Raw genomic sequence first — 16,962 nt, 5'->3', positions numbered from 1 at the left:
CCCGCCCCGCCCGACGCCGACAGGACGATCCGTGCCCGACTCCCCCACCCTGGCCCCCCAGCGCCCCGGCGAGCGCCGGGGATGGGCGGTGGAGGTGCTGCTCGGCACCGTGGCCGCCGTGCTCGGGGCGCTGGAGGCACTGGCGCGCTCCGACAGCTCGGGGCCGGCGGCGCTGGTCGCGGCCTCCCCCACGCTCGTGCCGCTGGTGGGGGCGATCGCCCTGAGCCGACGGCGGCCGGGGGTCGCGGTGGCGCTGCTCGTGGTGGGCGTCCTGGGCTCGCACGTCGTGCTCGGTCTGCCGCTGCTGCTCGCCGAGGGTGCGGGCACGCTGGTCGTGTACGGCGCGGCGCGCTACGGCCGCCCGCTCACGCTGTGGCTCGGGCTGCTCGCCGTCCCGGCCGGGGCCGTGACCCTGGTGACCTACGCCCGGGACCAGATCGTGGAGCTGCTGCGCGCGCTCGGGATCATCGACGCGCTGCAGGTGGGGCCCCGCTTCGCGCTGCTCGTGCTGGTGCTCGGCGGCACGATCGCCGTGCTGCCCTGGCTGGTCGGCGTGGCGCTGCGGGCGCGCGACCGGGCGGAGGCGTCCCGGCGCGCCGCGGAACGGGCCGAGCTGGCCCGCGCCGAGACCGCGGCCCTCGAACGCGCCACCGCGGCGCGCGCCGAGGCCGAGAGCGCGCGGGCCGACCTCGCGCGCGACGTGCACGACGTCGTCGGACACTCCCTGGCGGTGATCCTGGCGCAGGCCGAGGCGGCGGCCCTGCTCGCCGCCTCCCGGGGCGAGGACCCCCGCGGGATCGCGGCGAAGGACCGGGCCGAGGTCGACGAGCGGATCCGGGCCGGACTGGCCGCGATCGCCGAGACCGCCCGCACCTCCCTCGGCGAGGTGGGCGCGGTGCTGGCCGGCACCACCGCGCCCCCGCCGCGCGGCGGCGCCGTGGCCGAGGTGCTGGCCCAGACCGAGGCGTCGGGCACCGCGCTGCGCAGCGCCGTGCACGGCACCCCGCGGCCCCTGCCCCCCGACCTCGACGTCGTCGCCGGGCGGGTGCTGCGCGAGATGCTGGCCAACGCCCTGCGCCACGGCGACCGCACCGCACCGGTGTTGGTCACGCAGTGGTGGGGGGCGGAGCTGGTGATCGAGGTCGAGAACCACCTCGGCACGCGGACCCCGGGCGGCGGTCAGGGCCTGGCCGGCATGCGTCGTCGGCTGGCGGCCGTGGGCGGCACGCTGTTCGCCTCGGCGGTGGAGGACCGGTTCGTGGCCCAGGCCCGCCTCCCGCTCTCGGGCCACCCCACCTGACCGACACGACCGCCGTGGTCCTGGCGCCACCCCCTCGTTCGCCGAGGAGGCGCGCCAGCGCCGTCACGAGACGGCGCGTCAGGTCTGCGGGTGCGCGCGTCTCGTGACGCTCGCGTGCGCTCGCTCCTCGACGACCGTCCGTCGACGCGGTCGTCGAGGAGGCGCCCCGGCGCCGTCACGAGACGCGGCGAGGTGGGTCGGTGCCCTGGTCCCGGTGTCGTTCGCGGTGGTGTTTCGGGCATCGTGGTTTCCCGGTGAGGTCGGTGCCACCACCGGATTCCCAGGGTGGGTCGTGGTCGATCTCGCAGTGGCTGGCGGAGACGTCGCAGTCGGGGTGGACGCAGGTGCGGTGGATGGTGGCGATCGCCAGACGCTGCGCCCTGGTGTGGAACCGGCGGGTGCGACCCCAGTCCAGCACCATGCCGGCGCCGTCGAGGACGGCGGGGATGATCCCGGCCTTCGCGGCGAGCCTGCGGGCGGCCGTGGCGCTGATCTTCTCGCCCGTGTCCAGCAGCCCGGCCTGTTCCAGCTGGCCCTGGAGGTTCTCAATCGTCATCGTGACCACGACGGTGGCGCCGCACCCGGCGCGGTCGGGGAGGTCCTTGTCCTCGATGCGCTCCAGCAGGTCGCAGAACGCCTGCCCCCACCGCGCCGGAGTCCTGACGGTCGGGTCGTAAGCACCAGCGCCCTCCGCCGCCCGCTTGGCTTTCGGGGCGCCGATCGCGACCAGCATCTTGCGCAGCATCGCCCCGTGCAGCACCGGGACCCGGAACCAGCCCTCCATCGTGCCGTCGTCGTGCTCGACCATCGAGAACCGGACACGCTGCGCAGCACGCGCCTCCTGCCGCTCCAACGCCGCCGACTCCCGGGCATCCGCCGCGACCGGGTCCAGGACCTCCCAGATCCGCCGCCCGAGGACCCGCAGGTCCTTCGCGTGATGCGTCTCGGCCTTCTGCAGCAGATACGTCGACGCCTGCTCGCGGTCCTCCTCCGGCACCTCCACCACCGCGTCGACGATCACCTTCGCTTGCGCGGGGTTGATGTCAGCGCTCGCGAGCGCTGCCGCGACGTCGGGCCGCGCCTCCAGCGCGACCGCCGCCCGCAGCGCCGCCCGCCCCTGGGCCACCGTGGTCCGGGTCGCGCGGGCGTGCCAGACGGCGACGGACTCCGCCCCCGTGTTCACGTGCGCTCCGGTGGTCTCGGCATGCACCAGCACCCGCGCCCGCAGCGCCGCCGCGACGGCCTCCAGCTCAGCGAGCTCCTGGAGCACCATCAGGCTTTCAGCAGCCCCGAGACGCCACACCTCCCCACACGCCGCCGAGCCCAGCGCAGTGCGAGCGGCGTGCGTCAGCGCCGCAACGCTCGCCTCCGGGGTGGCCATCTCCATATGAGAAGTCAACACGGGACCACCGACAGTTCCGACGCCTGCGGAAAGGGTCTGTGGATACCTCCTCCGTCGGCTGCATCGTGCCAAGGCGACAAGCCCTGGGGCCGGGAGGCGCGCGCGAGGTGGTCCGCCGCGGCGCGGGCAGGCCAGACCGCTTGTTCCGGACGGCGCGTCGGGGTGGGCTCGGCTACAGCGTGGTGCAGGGAGTCGCCGAACTCACGAAGAACCGACCGTCGATGGCCGGAGGCTCCGCCTCGCCCTCGTAGCTGGTCACGGCAGCCTTCCCGCCGCCGAGGTTGATCGCCCACGACTTCTCGAGGACGTACCCGAGGTCCTCGAGTCCATCCCCTGCACGCAGGACCGCACGGCCCTCGACGGAGACGACACCGCCGGAGGAGTCGGACTCGACGTCGTCCGGCGAGACGGCGTGGCCCGCCATCGTGAACATGACGTTCGTCGACAGGCCACCAGCACCGGTCGCGGTGAGGTAGGCGACCTTGCCGGCGTCATCGAGCAGCGCGAAGGCGTGCTCTCCCTCGACGTCCGCGACGAGAGGCAGGACCTTGTACTCGTCACCGTCATCCGTTGCGCACGCCCCGGACACGTCGGGAGCCGCCGCATCGGCGACGACGATGGCGAGAGCTGCTGAGGCCTCGTCACAGGTCTCCTCATCCGGGCACTGCTCGATGTAGCTCTGCACGACGATCCGGCCACGCTGGACCTTCATCGAGTAGTTCATGTATGGGTTCAGCGACGTCGAGAAGCTGTCGAAGGTGTCCACTGAACCAGTCTCGTCCGGGAGCTGGCCCACGAATTCGGCGGCGTCCGCCTCGGTCGGGAACTCGGCGCGGCCCATCGCGAATCCGACGGCAGTGTCGGACGTGAAGCCGCAGATCACCCCCATCACCTCCTCCCCAGGCTCACCCCACCCGGCGGCGGTCGCGAACGTGCCCGGCAGGCCGGCACCCGCCAGCGTGGCTTCCGGCAGCGCACCCGAGCACCAGTCGGTCAACGCGGCAGCCCGGTCTGTTCCACCACCTGCTGGGCCACCATCACCGTCATCACCGCAGGCCGCGAGGCCGGTGGTGAGCAGCAGTGCCACGATCAGGGAGGTTGCGGCACGCGGAACCGTCGGGGAGATCAGCACGGGCCGGACTGTAGCGACCATCGGACGACGGCGTGAAGAGCCAACGTCGGCCGCCCTCGGTCGGGTGCACGGCGCCGCCGACACCGGCGGTCACCCCGATGCAAGGGTCAGGATTCCGTCCTACCCGGCGACGCGGACGACTCCACCCCGCTGCGCAGCAGCGCCACGCTCGCCCGGGCCGCCACCACCCACCCCGCGGCGACCACCGCGAGCAGCGCCAGTGCGAGCACGGCGGGGGCGAGCACCCCGGTGGCGGTCGCCAGGCCGGCGGCACCGGTGACCAGCGTGCCCACCGGGAAAGTCAGGGCCCACCAGGACAGCCCCGCCGAGGCGGGGACCCGTCGTCGCATCGCCGGCGTGAGGCGCAGCAGGACGGCCAGCCACGCCAACCCGAGCACCAGCGGGGGCACCGCGAGCAGGGCGCCCAGCAGCGTGAGCGGGGTCGCGGCGTCGGGCCAGTGCGTCGCGGCCGCGGCGCTGAGCGTGTGGGCGGCCGTCGCGGCCTGCCCGCAGGGGCCCAGCACCACCCACAGGGTGGGCACCGCGGCCGCGGGGAAGGCGCGCCACCGCAGCCGGAGCCGCAGACGGGCCACGACCCGCAGCGCGAGGACCCCGGCGAGGACGCCGCAGGCGAGCCCACCCACCAGCAGTGGGACGACGACGGCGTCGGCGAGCCCGGCCGGCAGCACCGTCGGTAGCACGGGCAGCAGCGCCGGGGCGGTGGCAGCGGCGACCATCGGCGCCACGACAGGCATCAGCCAGGTGCCGGTGACGTCCGACTCCGTGCCGCGCCAGGTGCGGCGCGGCACCGCGATCGCGACCACGACCGCCAGCACCGCACCGACCGCCCAGCAGCCCACGGCACCGGCGGTGACCCACGGCGCCGTCCACGCCCCCGGGCCGCCGACGAGCACGGCGGTGGCCACGGCCATCAGGGCCATCGGCAGCGCACCGGCGGCCTGGCCCTGCTGGGGATCCGCCCAGGCGAGGCGCGCCGCCGCGGGCTCGCGCCACCACTGCGCCACGCTGAGGGCCAGCACCCCCGCCAGGACGACGAGCACCACCGGCACCATCGCCCGGGCGAGGAGCCCCAGACTCTCGGACACCCCGGCCGGCAGCCCCGGCACCGCCGCCACGGCGTGGGGTGCCAGCACTCCGGTGGCGGTGCCGAGCACCGCCGACCACCACGCGGGCCCGATCACGGGCCGAGGACGCGCCACGGCGGCCGCCGCCCCCGAGGAGACCGGACGGACGGGGGTGTGCCGGTCGGAGTGGCCTGGAGCGCGGACGAGCGACGTCATGACCCCAGCCTCGGCGAGCCCGGACGACGTCGGTAGCCGCCCGGATCCTGTCGATCCACAGGCTCGCCCTGTGGTGAGACATAGGATCTGCCTGTGACCATCCACCATGTCCCGGACTTCGACGGGCTGCGACTGCTGGTCGGCATCGGTCGCCACGGCAGCATCGGGGCGAGCGCACGCGCCCAGGGACTGACCCAGCAGTCGGCCTCCGAGCGGGTGCGCAGCATGGAGGCCACGACCGGGCTCACGCTCGTCCAGCGCGGCGCGCGCGGCTCGACGCTCACCGCCGCCGGCGTCGTCGTGGCCGAGTGGGGGGCGCGGTTGCTCGAGGTGGCCGAGGAGATCGACACCGCGATCCTCGGCCTGCGCGGCGACCGCGACCGCGACCTGGTGGTGTGGGCGAGCATGACGGTCGCCGAGACCCTGCTCCCGCGGTGGCTGGTGCTGCTCCAGCAGCGTCAGGCCGGCGAGGGCTACCGGCCCACGACGGTGAGCCTGCACGCGACGAACAGCCGCCAGGTGTTGGAGGCGGTGCGCGAGGGCACCGCGACCCTCGGATTCGTGGAGGGCGGGGAGCCGCCGCCGGGACTGCGCTCCCAGGCCGTCGGCTCCGACACCCTCGTGCTCGTGGCCGCGCCGGGCAGCCCGCTCGCGCGACGCCGCACGGCCCTCGCACCTGAGGAGGTGGCAGCGCTCCCGCTCACCAACCGCGAGCCCGGCTCCGGCACCCGGGAGGTCGTCGAACGGGCACTCGCGGCCCACGCGCTGACCGGAGCGACGCCGGTGGTGGAGCACACGACGGCGACGGCCGTGCGGGAGGCCGTGATCGCGGGCAGCGCTCCTGCCTTCCTCTCACCCCGGCTGGTGGGGCGCGACGTCGAGGCCGGCCGCCTCGTCGTCGTCCCGACCCGGGGGCTGGACCTCACCCGCGCCTTCCGCGCGGTGTGGAGCGGCCCCGCGGCCCCACCGGCCGGGCCCGTGCGCGACCTGGTCGGGGTGGCGCGACAGGCCTGAGCCACGACGCCGCACCCCGGGACCGGGAGGACCCGCGCGGCCGGGCTCAGCCGTAGTGGCAGACGTACCCGAGGGTCTCGAGGACCTCGATGCTGAAGGAGGAGTCGCCCGGCACGGAGAAGGACTCCCCGGCCCCGAGCTCGGCCCACTCCGCGGCGCCGGGCAGGAGCACGCGGCACCGGCCGGCGGTGAGCTCCATGACCTCCGGGGCGGCGGTGCCGAACTCCAGCGTCGCGGGCATGATGACGCCGGCCGACTTGCGGGTGCCGTCGGCGAGGAAGAAGGTGTGGCTCACGCACGCACCGTCGAAGTAGACGTTGGGGCGGGTGTCCAGGGTGACGTTCTCGTACGTCGTGCTCTCGCTCACGACCAGCGATCGTAGTGGCGCCCCGACCGGGACGCCGACGGATCCCTTGCCGCCGGACTAGAACAGGTTCTAGTGTGCGGACACCTGTCCGGTCCCGCGGTCCCGACCGCGGAACGACCCCGAGGAGCGGCCATGCCGACCCCCCTCCGGGTGCTCCACGTCGCCACGGGCAACGTCGGACGCATCGCCCTGGCCCAGCTCATCACCGACCCGCGGTTCGAGCTGGTGGGCGTCGTGACCTCCACGCCCGCCACGGTCGGCCAGGACGCCGGCGCCCTGGCCGGGGTCGGGCGCAGCACCGGCGTCACCGCCACCGACGACCTCGCGGCCGCGCTGGCCGCCACCTCCCCCGACGTCGTCGTCTACTGCGCGCTCGCCGAGACACGCTTCTTCGAGGCGCTCACCGACCTGCAGACCTGCCTGGCCGCCGGGGCGGACGTCGTGGCCACCTCGCCGGTGCCGATGCTGCACCCGTGGGGGCTGCTGCCCGACTCGATGATCGAGCCCTTCGAGGAGCTCGGCCGCACCCACGGGGTGAGCCTGTTCGTCAGCGGCGTCGACCCCGGCTGGGCCAACGACGTGCTGCCCTTCGCGGTGGCGAGCACCTGCCAGCGGGTGGACCAGGTGCGCTGCTACGAGATCGCCGACTACGCCACCTACGACGGCGCGCCGGTGATGGTCGACGTCATGGGCTTCGGGCGCCCGGTGGGTGACCTGCCGATGCTCTTCCAGCCCGGGATGCTGGCCTCGGCCTGGGGCGTCTCGCTGCGCCTGCTCGCCCGCGGCTTCGGCCTCGAGCTCGACGAGATCACCGAGTGGTTCGAGCAGGAGCCGGCCCCGGAGGACTTCGACGTCGCCGTGGGCACCATCCCCGCCGGTGGCGTGGCCGCGGTGCGCTTCCGCATCGCGGGCGTCGTGGGGGGCCGGGAGGTGCTCGTCGTCGACCACACCACCCGGCTGCGCCCGGACCTGCGGCCGGACTGGCCGCAGGCGGCGCAGGAGGGCGGCTCCTACCGCCTCGAGATCGACGGCGAGCCCTCCTACGTCGTCGACGTGTGCCCCACGAGCCGCCGAGGCGACCACAACTACGCCGCGATCGCCCTGGGCGCCGGACGGATCGTCAACGCCATCCCCGACGTCGTCGCGGCCGCGCCGGGCGTGCGCACGCCCCTGGACCTGCCCCTGACCCTGCCGACCGGTCTGTTCGCGACCGGCTTCCCCCACTCCTGAGAGCGAGAGTCCCATGACCACCCTCCCCAGCACCCCCAGCAGCTCGGGACGCGTCGCCGGCAAGGTCGCCCTCGTGACGGGCGCCTCGCGCGGGATCGGCGCCGCCTGCGCCCGGGCCCTGGTCGCCGAGGGCGCGAGCGTCGTGCTGGCCGACGTCCTCGACGTCGAGGGCGAGGCGCTGGCCGCCGAGCTCGCGGCCGGCCACGGCGGGCGGGCCCTCTACGTGCACCTGGACGTGACCGACGAGGAGGGCTGGACCGCCGCCGTCGCGCTGGCGGTGGAGAGCTTCGGGCGGCTGGACGTGCTGGTCAACAACGCCGGCATCGCCAACGGCGGCCAGCTGCAGCGGTTCAAGATGGACAAGTGGCACCAGATCCTGGACGTCAACCTCACCGGCCCGTTCCTGGGGATGCGGGCCGCGGCCGACGCGATGATCGCCGCCGGAGGCGGGTCGATCATCAACAACTCCAGCATCGAGGGCCTGCGCGGCACCCCCTGGGCCCACGGCTACGTGGCCTCGAAGTGGGGCCTGCGGGGGCTGACGAAGTCGGTCGCCATGGAGCTGGCGCCGCACGGGATCCGGGTGAACTCGCTGCACCCGGGCCTGATCCGCACCCCGATCACCGAGGGCATCCCCGACGACTTCATCCCGATCCCGCTGGGGCGTGCGGGGCAGCCCGAGGACGTCGCCTCCTTCGTGCTGTTCCTGGCCAGCGACGAGTCCTCCTTCGCCACCGGCACCGAGTTCGTGGTCGACGGCGGCACCGTCAACCAGATCCCCCACAAGGCCTGACCTGCCGGGCCCGCCTCACGCCCGGCCCGCCGCGTCCGACGACTCAGGCGCTCGCCGTCGCGAGCTTGACCGCGAAACCGAGGAACACGACCCCGACCGCGGTGGTGCCCGTCGCCGAGAGCACCCGACGACGCCGCATCGCCGCCGCGAGCCGGGCGCCGCACAGGATCAGGGTGCTGAGGTAGAGGAGGCTGGCGATCTCGGCCAGGGTGCCGAGCACGAGGAACGACAGCGCGGGGTAGGCGTAGTCGGGGTCGACGAACTGCACGAAGAAGGCGATGAAGAACAGGATCGCCTTGGGGTTGAGCAGGCTGATGATCAGCGCCCGGCGGTAGGCGGTGGCGAGCCCGCGGTCCAGCGCCGCCGGTCCGGCCACCCCCTCGGGCTCGAGGTCGGGCGCCAACGCCACGACCCGCTCGTGCCGCGAGCGCCAGGTGGCCCAGGCGGCGCGCAGCAGGCCGATCGCGAGCCAGCCGAGGTAGCCGGCGCCGAGGTACTTCACGATCCCGAAGAGCACCTCGTTGGTCTTGAGCACCGAGGCCACCCCGGCGGCCGAGAGCACCATGAGCACGGCGTCGCCGGTGAACACCCCGGCCGCGGCCGCGTAGCCGCGCCGCACCCCGTCGCGTGCGGCGACCGAGAGCACGAACAGCGAGTTCGGGCCCGGCAGCAGCACGATCAGCACCAGGCCCACGACGTAGGTGCCCAGGTCGGTCACTCCCCACACGCACCCGATCGTCCCACGCCCCCGCGGCGGACGCACCGGCGTTCCGACCGGTCCAGACCACCGTCACCGTCGGCCGGGGTCGGCGGCCGGACATCTCCCCGGCGCCCCGACCGGAGCCCTACGATGCCGCACGTCCGGTCGTCGCGAGACGGCTCTCCCCTCCTCCCCCCAGGTGCCCCATGCCGCTGCGCTCCACCCGTCCCGCCACCCCACGCCACCGTCGCCGCCGTGTCGGGTCCGCACTGGGGCTCACGGTCGCCGTGTCGACGGCGCTCGTCCCGCTGGCCGGCACCGCCGCGGCCGCGACGATCGAGGTCGCGAACTACGTCGCGCTCACCGCCGCGGTCGCCCCCGGCTGCCAGGACGGCACCGTGCTTCGAGCCACGGGCGACATGGCGGAGGGCAACCTCACCGTCCTCACGGTCTCCTGCGACGTCACGCTCGACATCAACGGCCACTACCTGCAGATCGGTCCGGTCGTGATCGGGACCGGGTAGACCCTGACCGTCGACGACGGCACCAACCCCACCGGTGCGGCGGGCGGCGGCCAGCTCTTCGTCAGCGCGAACCAGCAGTTCTTCCGCGCCGGGATCCAGACCACCGGCGCCACGCTGGTCGTGCGCGGGGGCCGCACCACCGCGGTGGGCGCGAGCAGCTCGGCCGGCGTCGGGGGCTCGGGCATCAACGTCGGCACCGCGACGGGCGGTGACGCGGGCACCCTGCGCGTGACCGGAGGGACCCTGTTCGCCACCACGAGCGGCAACTCGCACGGCGCCGGCATCGGCGGTGCCATCACCTCCTCCGGCGGCGTCGTCGAGATCAGCGGCGGCACGGTGGGCGCCGACACCGGCGACACGCAGACCCCCGGCTACGGCGCCGGCATCGGCTCCGGCGGCGGGGGCACCGGCTCGCCCGGCACCACGGCCGGCACCATCACGATCTCCGGCACCGCCAACGTCTTCGCCCGCAGCTACCAGGCCCAGGGTGCGGGCATCGGCGGCGGCGACAACGCCGGCGGCGCGGGCACGATCACGATCCGCGACTCCGCCCAGGTCGTCGCCTACGGCGGCGAGTTCGGCGGCGCGGCGATCGGCAGCGGCGCGGGCGCGTTCGACGCTGCCGCGCCGACCCCGACGATCCTGATCGAGGGCACGCCGAGCGTCACGACGTACAGCACCGGCGGCGCCGGCATCGGCGGTGGCCGCAACCGCAGCGGCGGGTCGATCACGATCACCGGCGGCACCATCACCACCACCGTGGGCGCCGACAACGCCGGCCGCGGCGGCGCCGGCATCGGCGCCGGTGGCGGTGGGCCCTCCGGCGGCACCGTGACGATCGGCGGCACCGCCGCGGTCACGGCCTCCGTGGGTCGCGGCTCCGCCGGCATCGGCGGCGGCTACGGCGCGAACAACCCGACGGTCAGCGACGGCGCCGACCTCACGATCACCTCCACCGGACTCACCCGGGTCAGCGGCGGCAACGCCGTCGGTGCGCCGGCCGACGGCGGCGGCGCCTTCGGTCGCCTCGACCTGCGCGGCACCCTCCAGATCGACCCGCCACCGGCGCTCACCACCACGGGCGGCGGACTCACCGTGCGCGACACCCGGGCCGGCGACGAGATCACCATCGGCACCACCGGGGTGCTGCGCGGCTCCAGCGCCGACGGCACCGGCGGGACCGGCGCGTTCCTCACCGGCCCCGGCCAGGTGACCAACAACGGCGCCATCCTGCTCGCCACCGACCGCGTGAGCACGGCGGTGAAGGGCCGTCACTACCGGCTCACCTTCGACCCGCGCGGCGGCAGCGTCGCCGCCGGCGCCGTGACCGTGTTCGCCGCGAGCGTCGCCACGGGTGCCCGCGCCCTGCCGACCCCCACCCGCGACGGCTTCACGTTCGTCGGCTGGAACACCGCCGCCGACGGCACGGGCACCACGGTCGGTGCCGACACCCTGCTCACGGCGATCGCCTCCCCCAGCACCACCGGCGCGGCCACGGTGGTGCCGCTCTTCGCCCGCTGGACCCAGGCCCCCGCGATCACCGGCGCCGCCCGCGTGGCCGTGCTCGCCGGCGACGTCGTGGACTACCGACCCACGGTCACCGGTGAGCCCGCCCCCGTCGTCACGCTGCACCAGGGCACCCTGCCGGACGGCCTGAGCCTGAACCCCGCCACCGGCGCGATCACCGGCCGCGTGCTCGAGGCGGGGACGTTCGACCTCGTGCTCCGGGCCACGAACGGCACCGGCTCCGCCGACCTGTCCGTGCGGATCACGGTCGACGCCACCCCCGGTCCGGCCACGATCACCGGACCGAGCAGCGTGTCGGGCTTCGTCGGGGAGTCGCTGCGCCTCACCCCGACCGTGACCGGCTTCCCGGTGCCGACCCTGACCCTCGACGGCGTCCTGCCCGACGGGTTGAGCTTCGATCCCGACACCGGGTCGATCAGCGGCACCCCGACCGAGGCGCTCACGACGCCGCTCAGCAGCGAGGTGACGATCCGGGCGACCAACGACCGGGGCGGTGCCTCCCTTCCGGTGACGATCTCGATCGACCGACGTCCGGCCGCGCCCACCCTCAGCACCCTGAGCAACGTGGTCCTGCTGACCACGACGCCCGGCGGCGTGCGGCTCACCGTCACCGGCTACCCCACGCCCACCGTGGCGCTGGCGCCGGGCTCGGGCCCGCTGCCGGACGGGATGTCGATCGTGACCGAGAACGGGCTGATCCGCGTGGCCGGTGTGGCCACCACCCGCGGCACCTCCACGGCCACGCTGCGCGCCACCAACCCCTCGGGCTTCGCCGACTTCACGATCACCTTCGAGGTGCGCCAGCGCCCGGTCATCACCGGGGACCTGAACCCCGTCGCGATCCTCGGTGAGCCCTTCAGCTGGGCCCCGACGGTGACCGGCCTGCCGCCCTACACGTACGAGATGTACGCCAACGACGCCGGCGACCCGGTCGTCTTCCCGGCGGGCCTGTCCTTCGACGCCGCCACCGGCGTGGTCAGCGGGACGCCCACCGAGCTCGGCACCGCGTCCGGGCTCTACGTCGTGCGCGGTGACCGGACCGGTCGCACCGTCTCGTTCACAGTCACGGTCGCGACCCGGCCCGGCATCACCGGCCCCGCGACGGCGACCGGCAGCATCGGCACCGCGTTCGGCTACACCCCGACCCTCACCGGCACGCCGACGCCGACCGTCGACGCCGACACGCTCCCGCCGGGGCTGACCCTCGACCCCACCACCGGCGCGATCACCGGGACGCCGACCACGGCGGGCAGCACCGACGTCGTGCTCACCGCCACCAGCATCGGGGGTGAGGCCACCCGCACGGTCACGATCACCGTCACCGATCCGGCGGCCCCGACCGCGCCGACGCTCACCGGAGCACCCTCGGCCACCGGCCGGGTCGGCGCGCCGTTCGCGTACACCCCGAGCCTCACCGGTGATCCCGCACCGACCGTGACGGCCGCGCCGCTGCCCCCCGGGCTGAGCGTCGATCCCGCCACCGGAGCGCTCAGCGGCACCCCGACGACGGCCGGCACCACCGCGGTCACCCTCACCGCCACCAACGCCGCGGGGAGCGCCACCCACACCGTGTCGGTGACCATCGCCGCGGCGCCGGTCGTCCCGCCCGCCTGCAGCGACGGCAAGGACAACGACCGCAACGGCGCCGTCGACTACCCCCAGGACCTGGGCTGCACGGCCGCCACCGACACCACCGAGGCCAGCCCGGCCACGGCCTCCCAGTGCGGCACCCGGCGCCCGGTGGCGGGAACGCCGCGCAACGACACCCTGCGTGGCACGGCCCAGGCCGACACGATCAGCGGCCTGGGCGGCAAGGACACCGTGACCGCCGAGGCCGGCAACGACTGCGTGTACGGCGGCGCGGGCGACGACGACATCGACGCCGGCCCCGGCAACGACCGGATCAATCCCCAAGCGGGCGCCGACACCGTGGACGCCGGCGCCGGCAACGACTACCTCGTGGTGGCCGACGGCGCCAAGGACGTCGTGACCTGCGGCGCAGGATCGGACACCGTGATCGCCGACCGCGTGGACGTCCTGCGCGGCTGCGAGCGGCGGGCCACCCCCCGCCCCGACCGGCCCGCACGACCGATCGCCTCCGCCCGCCACGCGGGGACCCCGGCGACCGAGCGGTAACGCCCCGCCCGACCCGGCTGGACCCGGGCCGGTGCCGCGACCGCGGCACCGGTCCAGACCACCCGCCCGGCGTCCTGTCGTGACGACGGTCACGCCCACTACAGTGCCCGCAGCCGGGCTCCTCCTCGCTCGGCCCCATCTCCCCGAGGACCCGATGCGTTCGAGAACCCACGCAGGTCACCCCTGGCATCGCCGGGTCCGGCGGGCCGATCCGGGCCACGAGGAGTCGTCCCGCACTCCCCCGTCCGGAGCCCCTCGGGCTCCGTCCCCCCTAGGAGCGTCGTGATCAGATCCGTCCCCCTCCGCACCCGTCGATCCCGGCCCGTCACCCTCGCGGTGCTCGCCCTGGGCCTGGCCGGCCTGTCCGCGGCCCCCGCAGGTGCCGCTTCGTCGACCGTGACGACATCGAGCGCCCTGGTGGCAGCCACAGGCGCCGCCAACTGCGCCGACGGCGACGTGGTGTCGATCGGTGCCAACATCAGCGGCGGTGGATTCACGGTCGCCTGCTCGCTCACGCTGGACCTCTCCGGCCGCAACATCACCACCAACGGGACCATCGGCATCGCGGGCGGCAGGACGCTCACCATCACCGACAGCGTCGGCGGCGGTTCGATCGACGCCTCGACCTCGAGCGGCCCCGGCATCTCCACCTCGGGCGCGACGCTGGTCGTCAACGCCGGGCGCATCACCGTCGACGGCGGACAGAACTCCGCCGCCATCGGCGGCGGTGGCTTGGGCGCCGGCGGCACCGTCACGATCGAGGGCACCGCCGACGTCACGGCACGCGGTGGCGCCATCGGTGGGGCCGGCATCGGCGGCGGCTTCGGCGGCGCCGGAGGCACGGTCACGATCCGCGGCAACGCCACGGTCCTCGCGACCGGGGAGAGCAGCGCGGCCGGGATCGGCGGCGGCTCCAACGGGGCCTCGGGCACCGTCTCGATCAGCGGCAACGCCACGGTGACGGCGTCTGCGGACGCCGGTGCCGCCCTCGGTGGCGGAGCCGGTCAGCCCAGCTCGGGAGTCACGATCTCCGGCGACGCAACGGTGACGGCGACCTCGGTGATGGGTGCTGCGATCGGCGGCGGCCAAGGTGCTGCCGGCGGACCGATCACGATCAGTGGCGGCACCGTCACCGCCACCGCTCTGGGCAACCCCAACGGCGAGGGTCCCTCCGCCATCGGCGGCGGCAACCGCGGCGCAGGCGGCACGGTCACGATCAGCGGCGACGCCGTGGTGACCGCGACCGGGAGCAGGCTCGCCGCGGCGATCGGCGGCGGTCGCGTCGCCAACGGTGGCGACCTCACCATCTCCGACAGCGCCGACGTCACCGTCTTCGGGGGCACCGCCGTGGGCAACGCCGCGGAGAACAACAAGACCTTCGGCTCCCTGATCCTGTCCGGCACGCTGCGCCTGGGCAACGCCACGACCGGGACCAGCCTGCTGATCAACAACTCCACGGGCGGCGACGAGGTCTCGATCCTCAGCGGCGGACGGATCGTCGGCGGCGCCCCCGGCACCGACGGCAGCGCGCCCGGGACCATCGAGGGGACGGGCTCGATCGCGAACGCGGGCGCGATCACCCTCGCCAGCACCTCGGTCTCCGGCGGCGTGCCGATCAAGGGACAGCACTACGCGCTCAGCTTCGACTCCCGGGGCGGCTCCGCCGTGGGGACCGTCCGGGTCTTCGCCGCAAGTCTCCAGGCCGGTTCCCGCGCCCTGCCGACACCGACGCGCGCCGGGTTCACCTTCGAGGGCTGGAACAGCGCCGCCGACGGTTCGGGCACGACGCTGACCACCACCACGACCCTGCCCGGAAGCAGCACCGACGGAACGGCCGTCGCGCTGACCTACTACGCCCAGTGGACCCAGGTCCCGGTCGCGCCCAGCATCACCGGAGCGGCGACGGCCCTCGGCCGTGTGGGCACGCCCTTCACCTACACCCCGACCGTCGCCGGCGCCCCGGCACCGACGATCACGACGACCTCGGCGCTCCCGCCGGGGGTCACCCTCGACCCGGGCACCGGCGCCCTGACGGGCACGCCGACCGCGGCCGGTACCTTCCCCGTGACGCTCTCGGCGAGCAACGCCTCGGGGACGGCGACCTTGGACGTCACCCTCACCGTCGAGGAGATCCCGGTACCCCCGACCCTCACCGGTCCGGGGACCGCGACCGGCACCGTCGGCAGCCCCTTCACCTACACCCCGACCAGCCTCGCGGGCACGCCCGCGCCGCACGTGCAGGTGCAGAGCGGCACACTTCCGCCGGGCCTGAGCGTCGCCGACGCGACGGGGATCATCAGTGGGACTCCGACGACGGCGGGCACCTTCGCCGTCACCCTGGTGGCGATCAACGGCCAGACACCGTCGGCGACACTGCCGATCACCCTCACCATCGAGCCCGCACCGGCAGCTCCGACGATCTCGGGAGCGGCCACGGCGAACGCGGCGGTCGGTGTCCCCTTCACCTACACCCCGACCGTGGGGGGTCACCCGGCACCCACGGTCACCACCACCTCGGCCCTGCCCCCCGGCCTCACCCTGGCCGCCGGCACCGGCGTGCTCTCCGGCACCCCGACCACCCCCGGCACCTATCCGGTGACCCTCACCGCCGCCAACGCCTCCGGCAGCGCCGACCTCGGCCTCGTCGTCACCGTCGTCCGCCCGGCCGGCATCACCGGCCCCGCCACCGCCACCGGCACCGTCGGGACGCCCTTCACCTACACCCCGACCGTGACCGGCACCGGACCGGTGCAGGTGACGAGCACCGCGCTCCCGCCGGGGCTGAGCCTCAGCCCCAGCACCGGCACGATCTCGGGCACCCCGAGCCGAGCAGGCACCACGTCACTGACCCTGACGGCCTCCAACAGTGCCGGTGAGGACGACCTCACGGTGAGCATCACGATCGCCGCCGCCCCCCGCGCCGCGTGCGGCGACGGCAAGGACAACGACGGCAACGGCGCGGCCGACTTCCCCCAGGACCTCGGCTGCACCTCCGCGAGCGACACCACCGAGGCCGCCCCGGCCACCGCCACCCGGTGCGGCACCGCCCGTCCGATCACCGGCACGGGCCGCAACGACACCCTGCGCGGCACGGCACGCGCCGACACCCTGACCGGCCTCGCGGGCAAGGACCTGCTCGACGCCAAGGCCGGCAACGACTGCGTCTACGGCGGCACCGGCGACGACCGCATCGACGCCGGCAGCGGCGACGACCGCATCAACGCCCAGGCCGGCAAGGACACCGTCGACGCCGGAGTCGGCGCGGACTACATCGTCGCCGCCGACGGCACCAAGGAGACCATCGACTGCGGAGGCGGCACCGACACCGTGATCGCCGACCGCACCGACATCCTCAGGGGCTGCGAGAACCGCGTGGTGGCACCCAGCGGTCGCCCGGCGGAGTCGTCGCACCACCGGGTGCGGGCCTGGTGGCGTGCCGCGGGCGGCTCCTGGGGCTTCTGAGCGCGGCGCGGCCGACCACGACGCATCAGCGCGACGGCCCCGGCCGGACCGGTCCTCCTCGGGACCGGCCCGGC

12 protein-coding genes are annotated in these 16,962 nt (G+C 74.8%); 7 read left to right on the top strand and 5 right to left on the bottom strand.

The annotated features are described in order from the left end of the window. Positions 1-31: 31 nt before the first annotated feature. The gene (locus tag ACERUJ_RS14855; protein ID WP_370249493.1) at positions 32-1,300 is read left to right on the top strand and encodes a sensor histidine kinase; all 1,269 of its coding nucleotides are present in this window, start codon (positions 32-34) and stop codon (positions 1,298-1,300) included. A 175-nt stretch (positions 1,301-1,475) separates the two neighbouring features. On the opposite strand, the gene ACERUJ_RS14850 is transcribed toward ACERUJ_RS14855, so the two are convergent. From ACERUJ_RS14850 to ACERUJ_RS14840, 3 genes are all read right to left on the bottom strand, one after another. Continuing rightward, on the bottom strand, positions 1,476-2,681 hold the full coding sequence (locus ACERUJ_RS14850; protein WP_370249492.1) for a DUF222 domain-containing protein: 1,206 nt from the start codon (positions 2,679-2,681) through the stop codon (positions 1,476-1,478). A gap of 193 nt (positions 2,682-2,874) precedes the next feature. Continuing rightward, complete coding sequence (locus ACERUJ_RS14845; protein ID WP_370249491.1) at positions 2,875-3,834, bottom strand: hypothetical protein; 960 nt, start codon at positions 3,832-3,834, stop codon at positions 2,875-2,877. Between the two features lie 107 nt (positions 3,835-3,941). Then, complete coding sequence (locus tag ACERUJ_RS14840; RefSeq protein WP_370249490.1) at positions 3,942-5,135, bottom strand: hypothetical protein; 1,194 nt, start codon at positions 5,133-5,135, stop codon at positions 3,942-3,944. A 93-nt stretch (positions 5,136-5,228) separates the two neighbouring features. On the opposite strand from ACERUJ_RS14840, the gene ACERUJ_RS14835 reads away from it, so the two are divergent. Continuing rightward, entirely contained in the window at positions 5,229-6,149 is a 921-nt protein-coding gene (locus ACERUJ_RS14835; protein WP_370249489.1) for a LysR family transcriptional regulator, read from the top strand. A gap of 46 nt (positions 6,150-6,195) precedes the next feature. Here ACERUJ_RS14835 and ACERUJ_RS14830 read toward each other — a convergent pair whose 3' ends face one another. After that, positions 6,196-6,516 carry a pyrimidine/purine nucleoside phosphorylase gene (locus ACERUJ_RS14830; RefSeq protein ID WP_370249487.1) on the bottom strand — a complete coding sequence of 107 codons (321 nt, stop codon included), beginning with the start codon at positions 6,514-6,516 and terminating at the stop codon, positions 6,196-6,198. Between the two features lie 132 nt (positions 6,517-6,648). Between ACERUJ_RS14830 and ACERUJ_RS14825 the strand changes: the two genes are divergently transcribed. Both ACERUJ_RS14825 and ACERUJ_RS14820 read left to right on the top strand, forming a co-directional pair. Then, complete coding sequence (locus ACERUJ_RS14825) at positions 6,649-7,746, top strand: diacylglycerol kinase (RefSeq protein ID WP_370249486.1); 1,098 nt, start codon at positions 6,649-6,651, stop codon at positions 7,744-7,746. Positions 7,747-7,759: 13 nt separating this feature from the next. Next, positions 7,760-8,539: a glucose 1-dehydrogenase gene (locus ACERUJ_RS14820; RefSeq protein WP_370249485.1), complete on the top strand. Its 780-nt coding sequence runs from the start codon at positions 7,760-7,762 to the stop codon at positions 8,537-8,539. 43 nt (positions 8,540-8,582) lie between these two features. Here the strand turns inward: ACERUJ_RS14820 and leuE are convergent, their stop codons facing one another. Then, positions 8,583-9,266 (bottom strand): leucine efflux protein LeuE, encoded by a 684-nt coding sequence (gene leuE / locus ACERUJ_RS14815; protein WP_370249483.1) that lies wholly within the window; start codon positions 9,264-9,266, stop codon positions 8,583-8,585. Positions 9,267-9,526: 260 nt separating this feature from the next. Here leuE and ACERUJ_RS14810 point away from each other — a divergent pair, with 260 nt between their 5' ends. The 3 genes from ACERUJ_RS14810 to ACERUJ_RS14800 all read left to right on the top strand — a co-directional run bounded on the left by ACERUJ_RS14810 (position 9,527) and on the right by ACERUJ_RS14800 (position 16,888). Continuing rightward, positions 9,527-9,763 (top strand): hypothetical protein, encoded by a 237-nt coding sequence (locus tag ACERUJ_RS14810; RefSeq protein ID WP_370249482.1) that lies wholly within the window; start codon positions 9,527-9,529, stop codon positions 9,761-9,763. A 120-nt stretch (positions 9,764-9,883) separates the two neighbouring features. Then, on the top strand, positions 9,884-13,426 hold the full coding sequence (locus ACERUJ_RS14805) for a beta strand repeat-containing protein (RefSeq protein ID WP_370249480.1): 3,543 nt from the start codon (positions 9,884-9,886) through the stop codon (positions 13,424-13,426). Between the two features lie 417 nt (positions 13,427-13,843). Further along, positions 13,844-16,888, top strand: coding sequence for a putative Ig domain-containing protein (locus tag ACERUJ_RS14800; protein ID WP_370249479.1), 3,045 nt, complete (start codon positions 13,844-13,846; stop codon positions 16,886-16,888). Positions 16,889-16,962: the final 74 nt, after the last annotated feature.

This window comes from Nocardioides sp. (assembly GCF_964228225.1).
Classification (GTDB): Bacteria; Actinomycetota; Actinomycetes; order Propionibacteriales; family Nocardioidaceae; genus Nocardioides.
Note: the sequence above shows the minus strand (reverse complement) of the source record. Positions and strands in the feature narration are given on the sequence as shown.

Bases quoted from the DNA above. Each gene is read 5' to 3' on its own strand.
- ACERUJ_RS14850 (WP_370249492.1), bottom strand. From the start codon at position 2,681: ATGGCCACCCCGGAGGCGAGCGTTGCGGCGCTGACGCACGCCGCTCGC.
- ACERUJ_RS14840 (WP_370249490.1), bottom strand. From the start codon at position 5,135: ATGACGTCGCTCGTCCGCGCTCCAGGCCACTCCGACCGGCACACCCCC.
- ACERUJ_RS14825 (WP_370249486.1), top strand. From the start codon at position 6,649: ATGCCGACCCCCCTCCGGGTGCTCCACGTCGCCACGGGCAACGTCGGA.
- ACERUJ_RS14820 (WP_370249485.1), top strand. From the start codon at position 7,760: ATGACCACCCTCCCCAGCACCCCCAGCAGCTCGGGACGCGTCGCCGGC.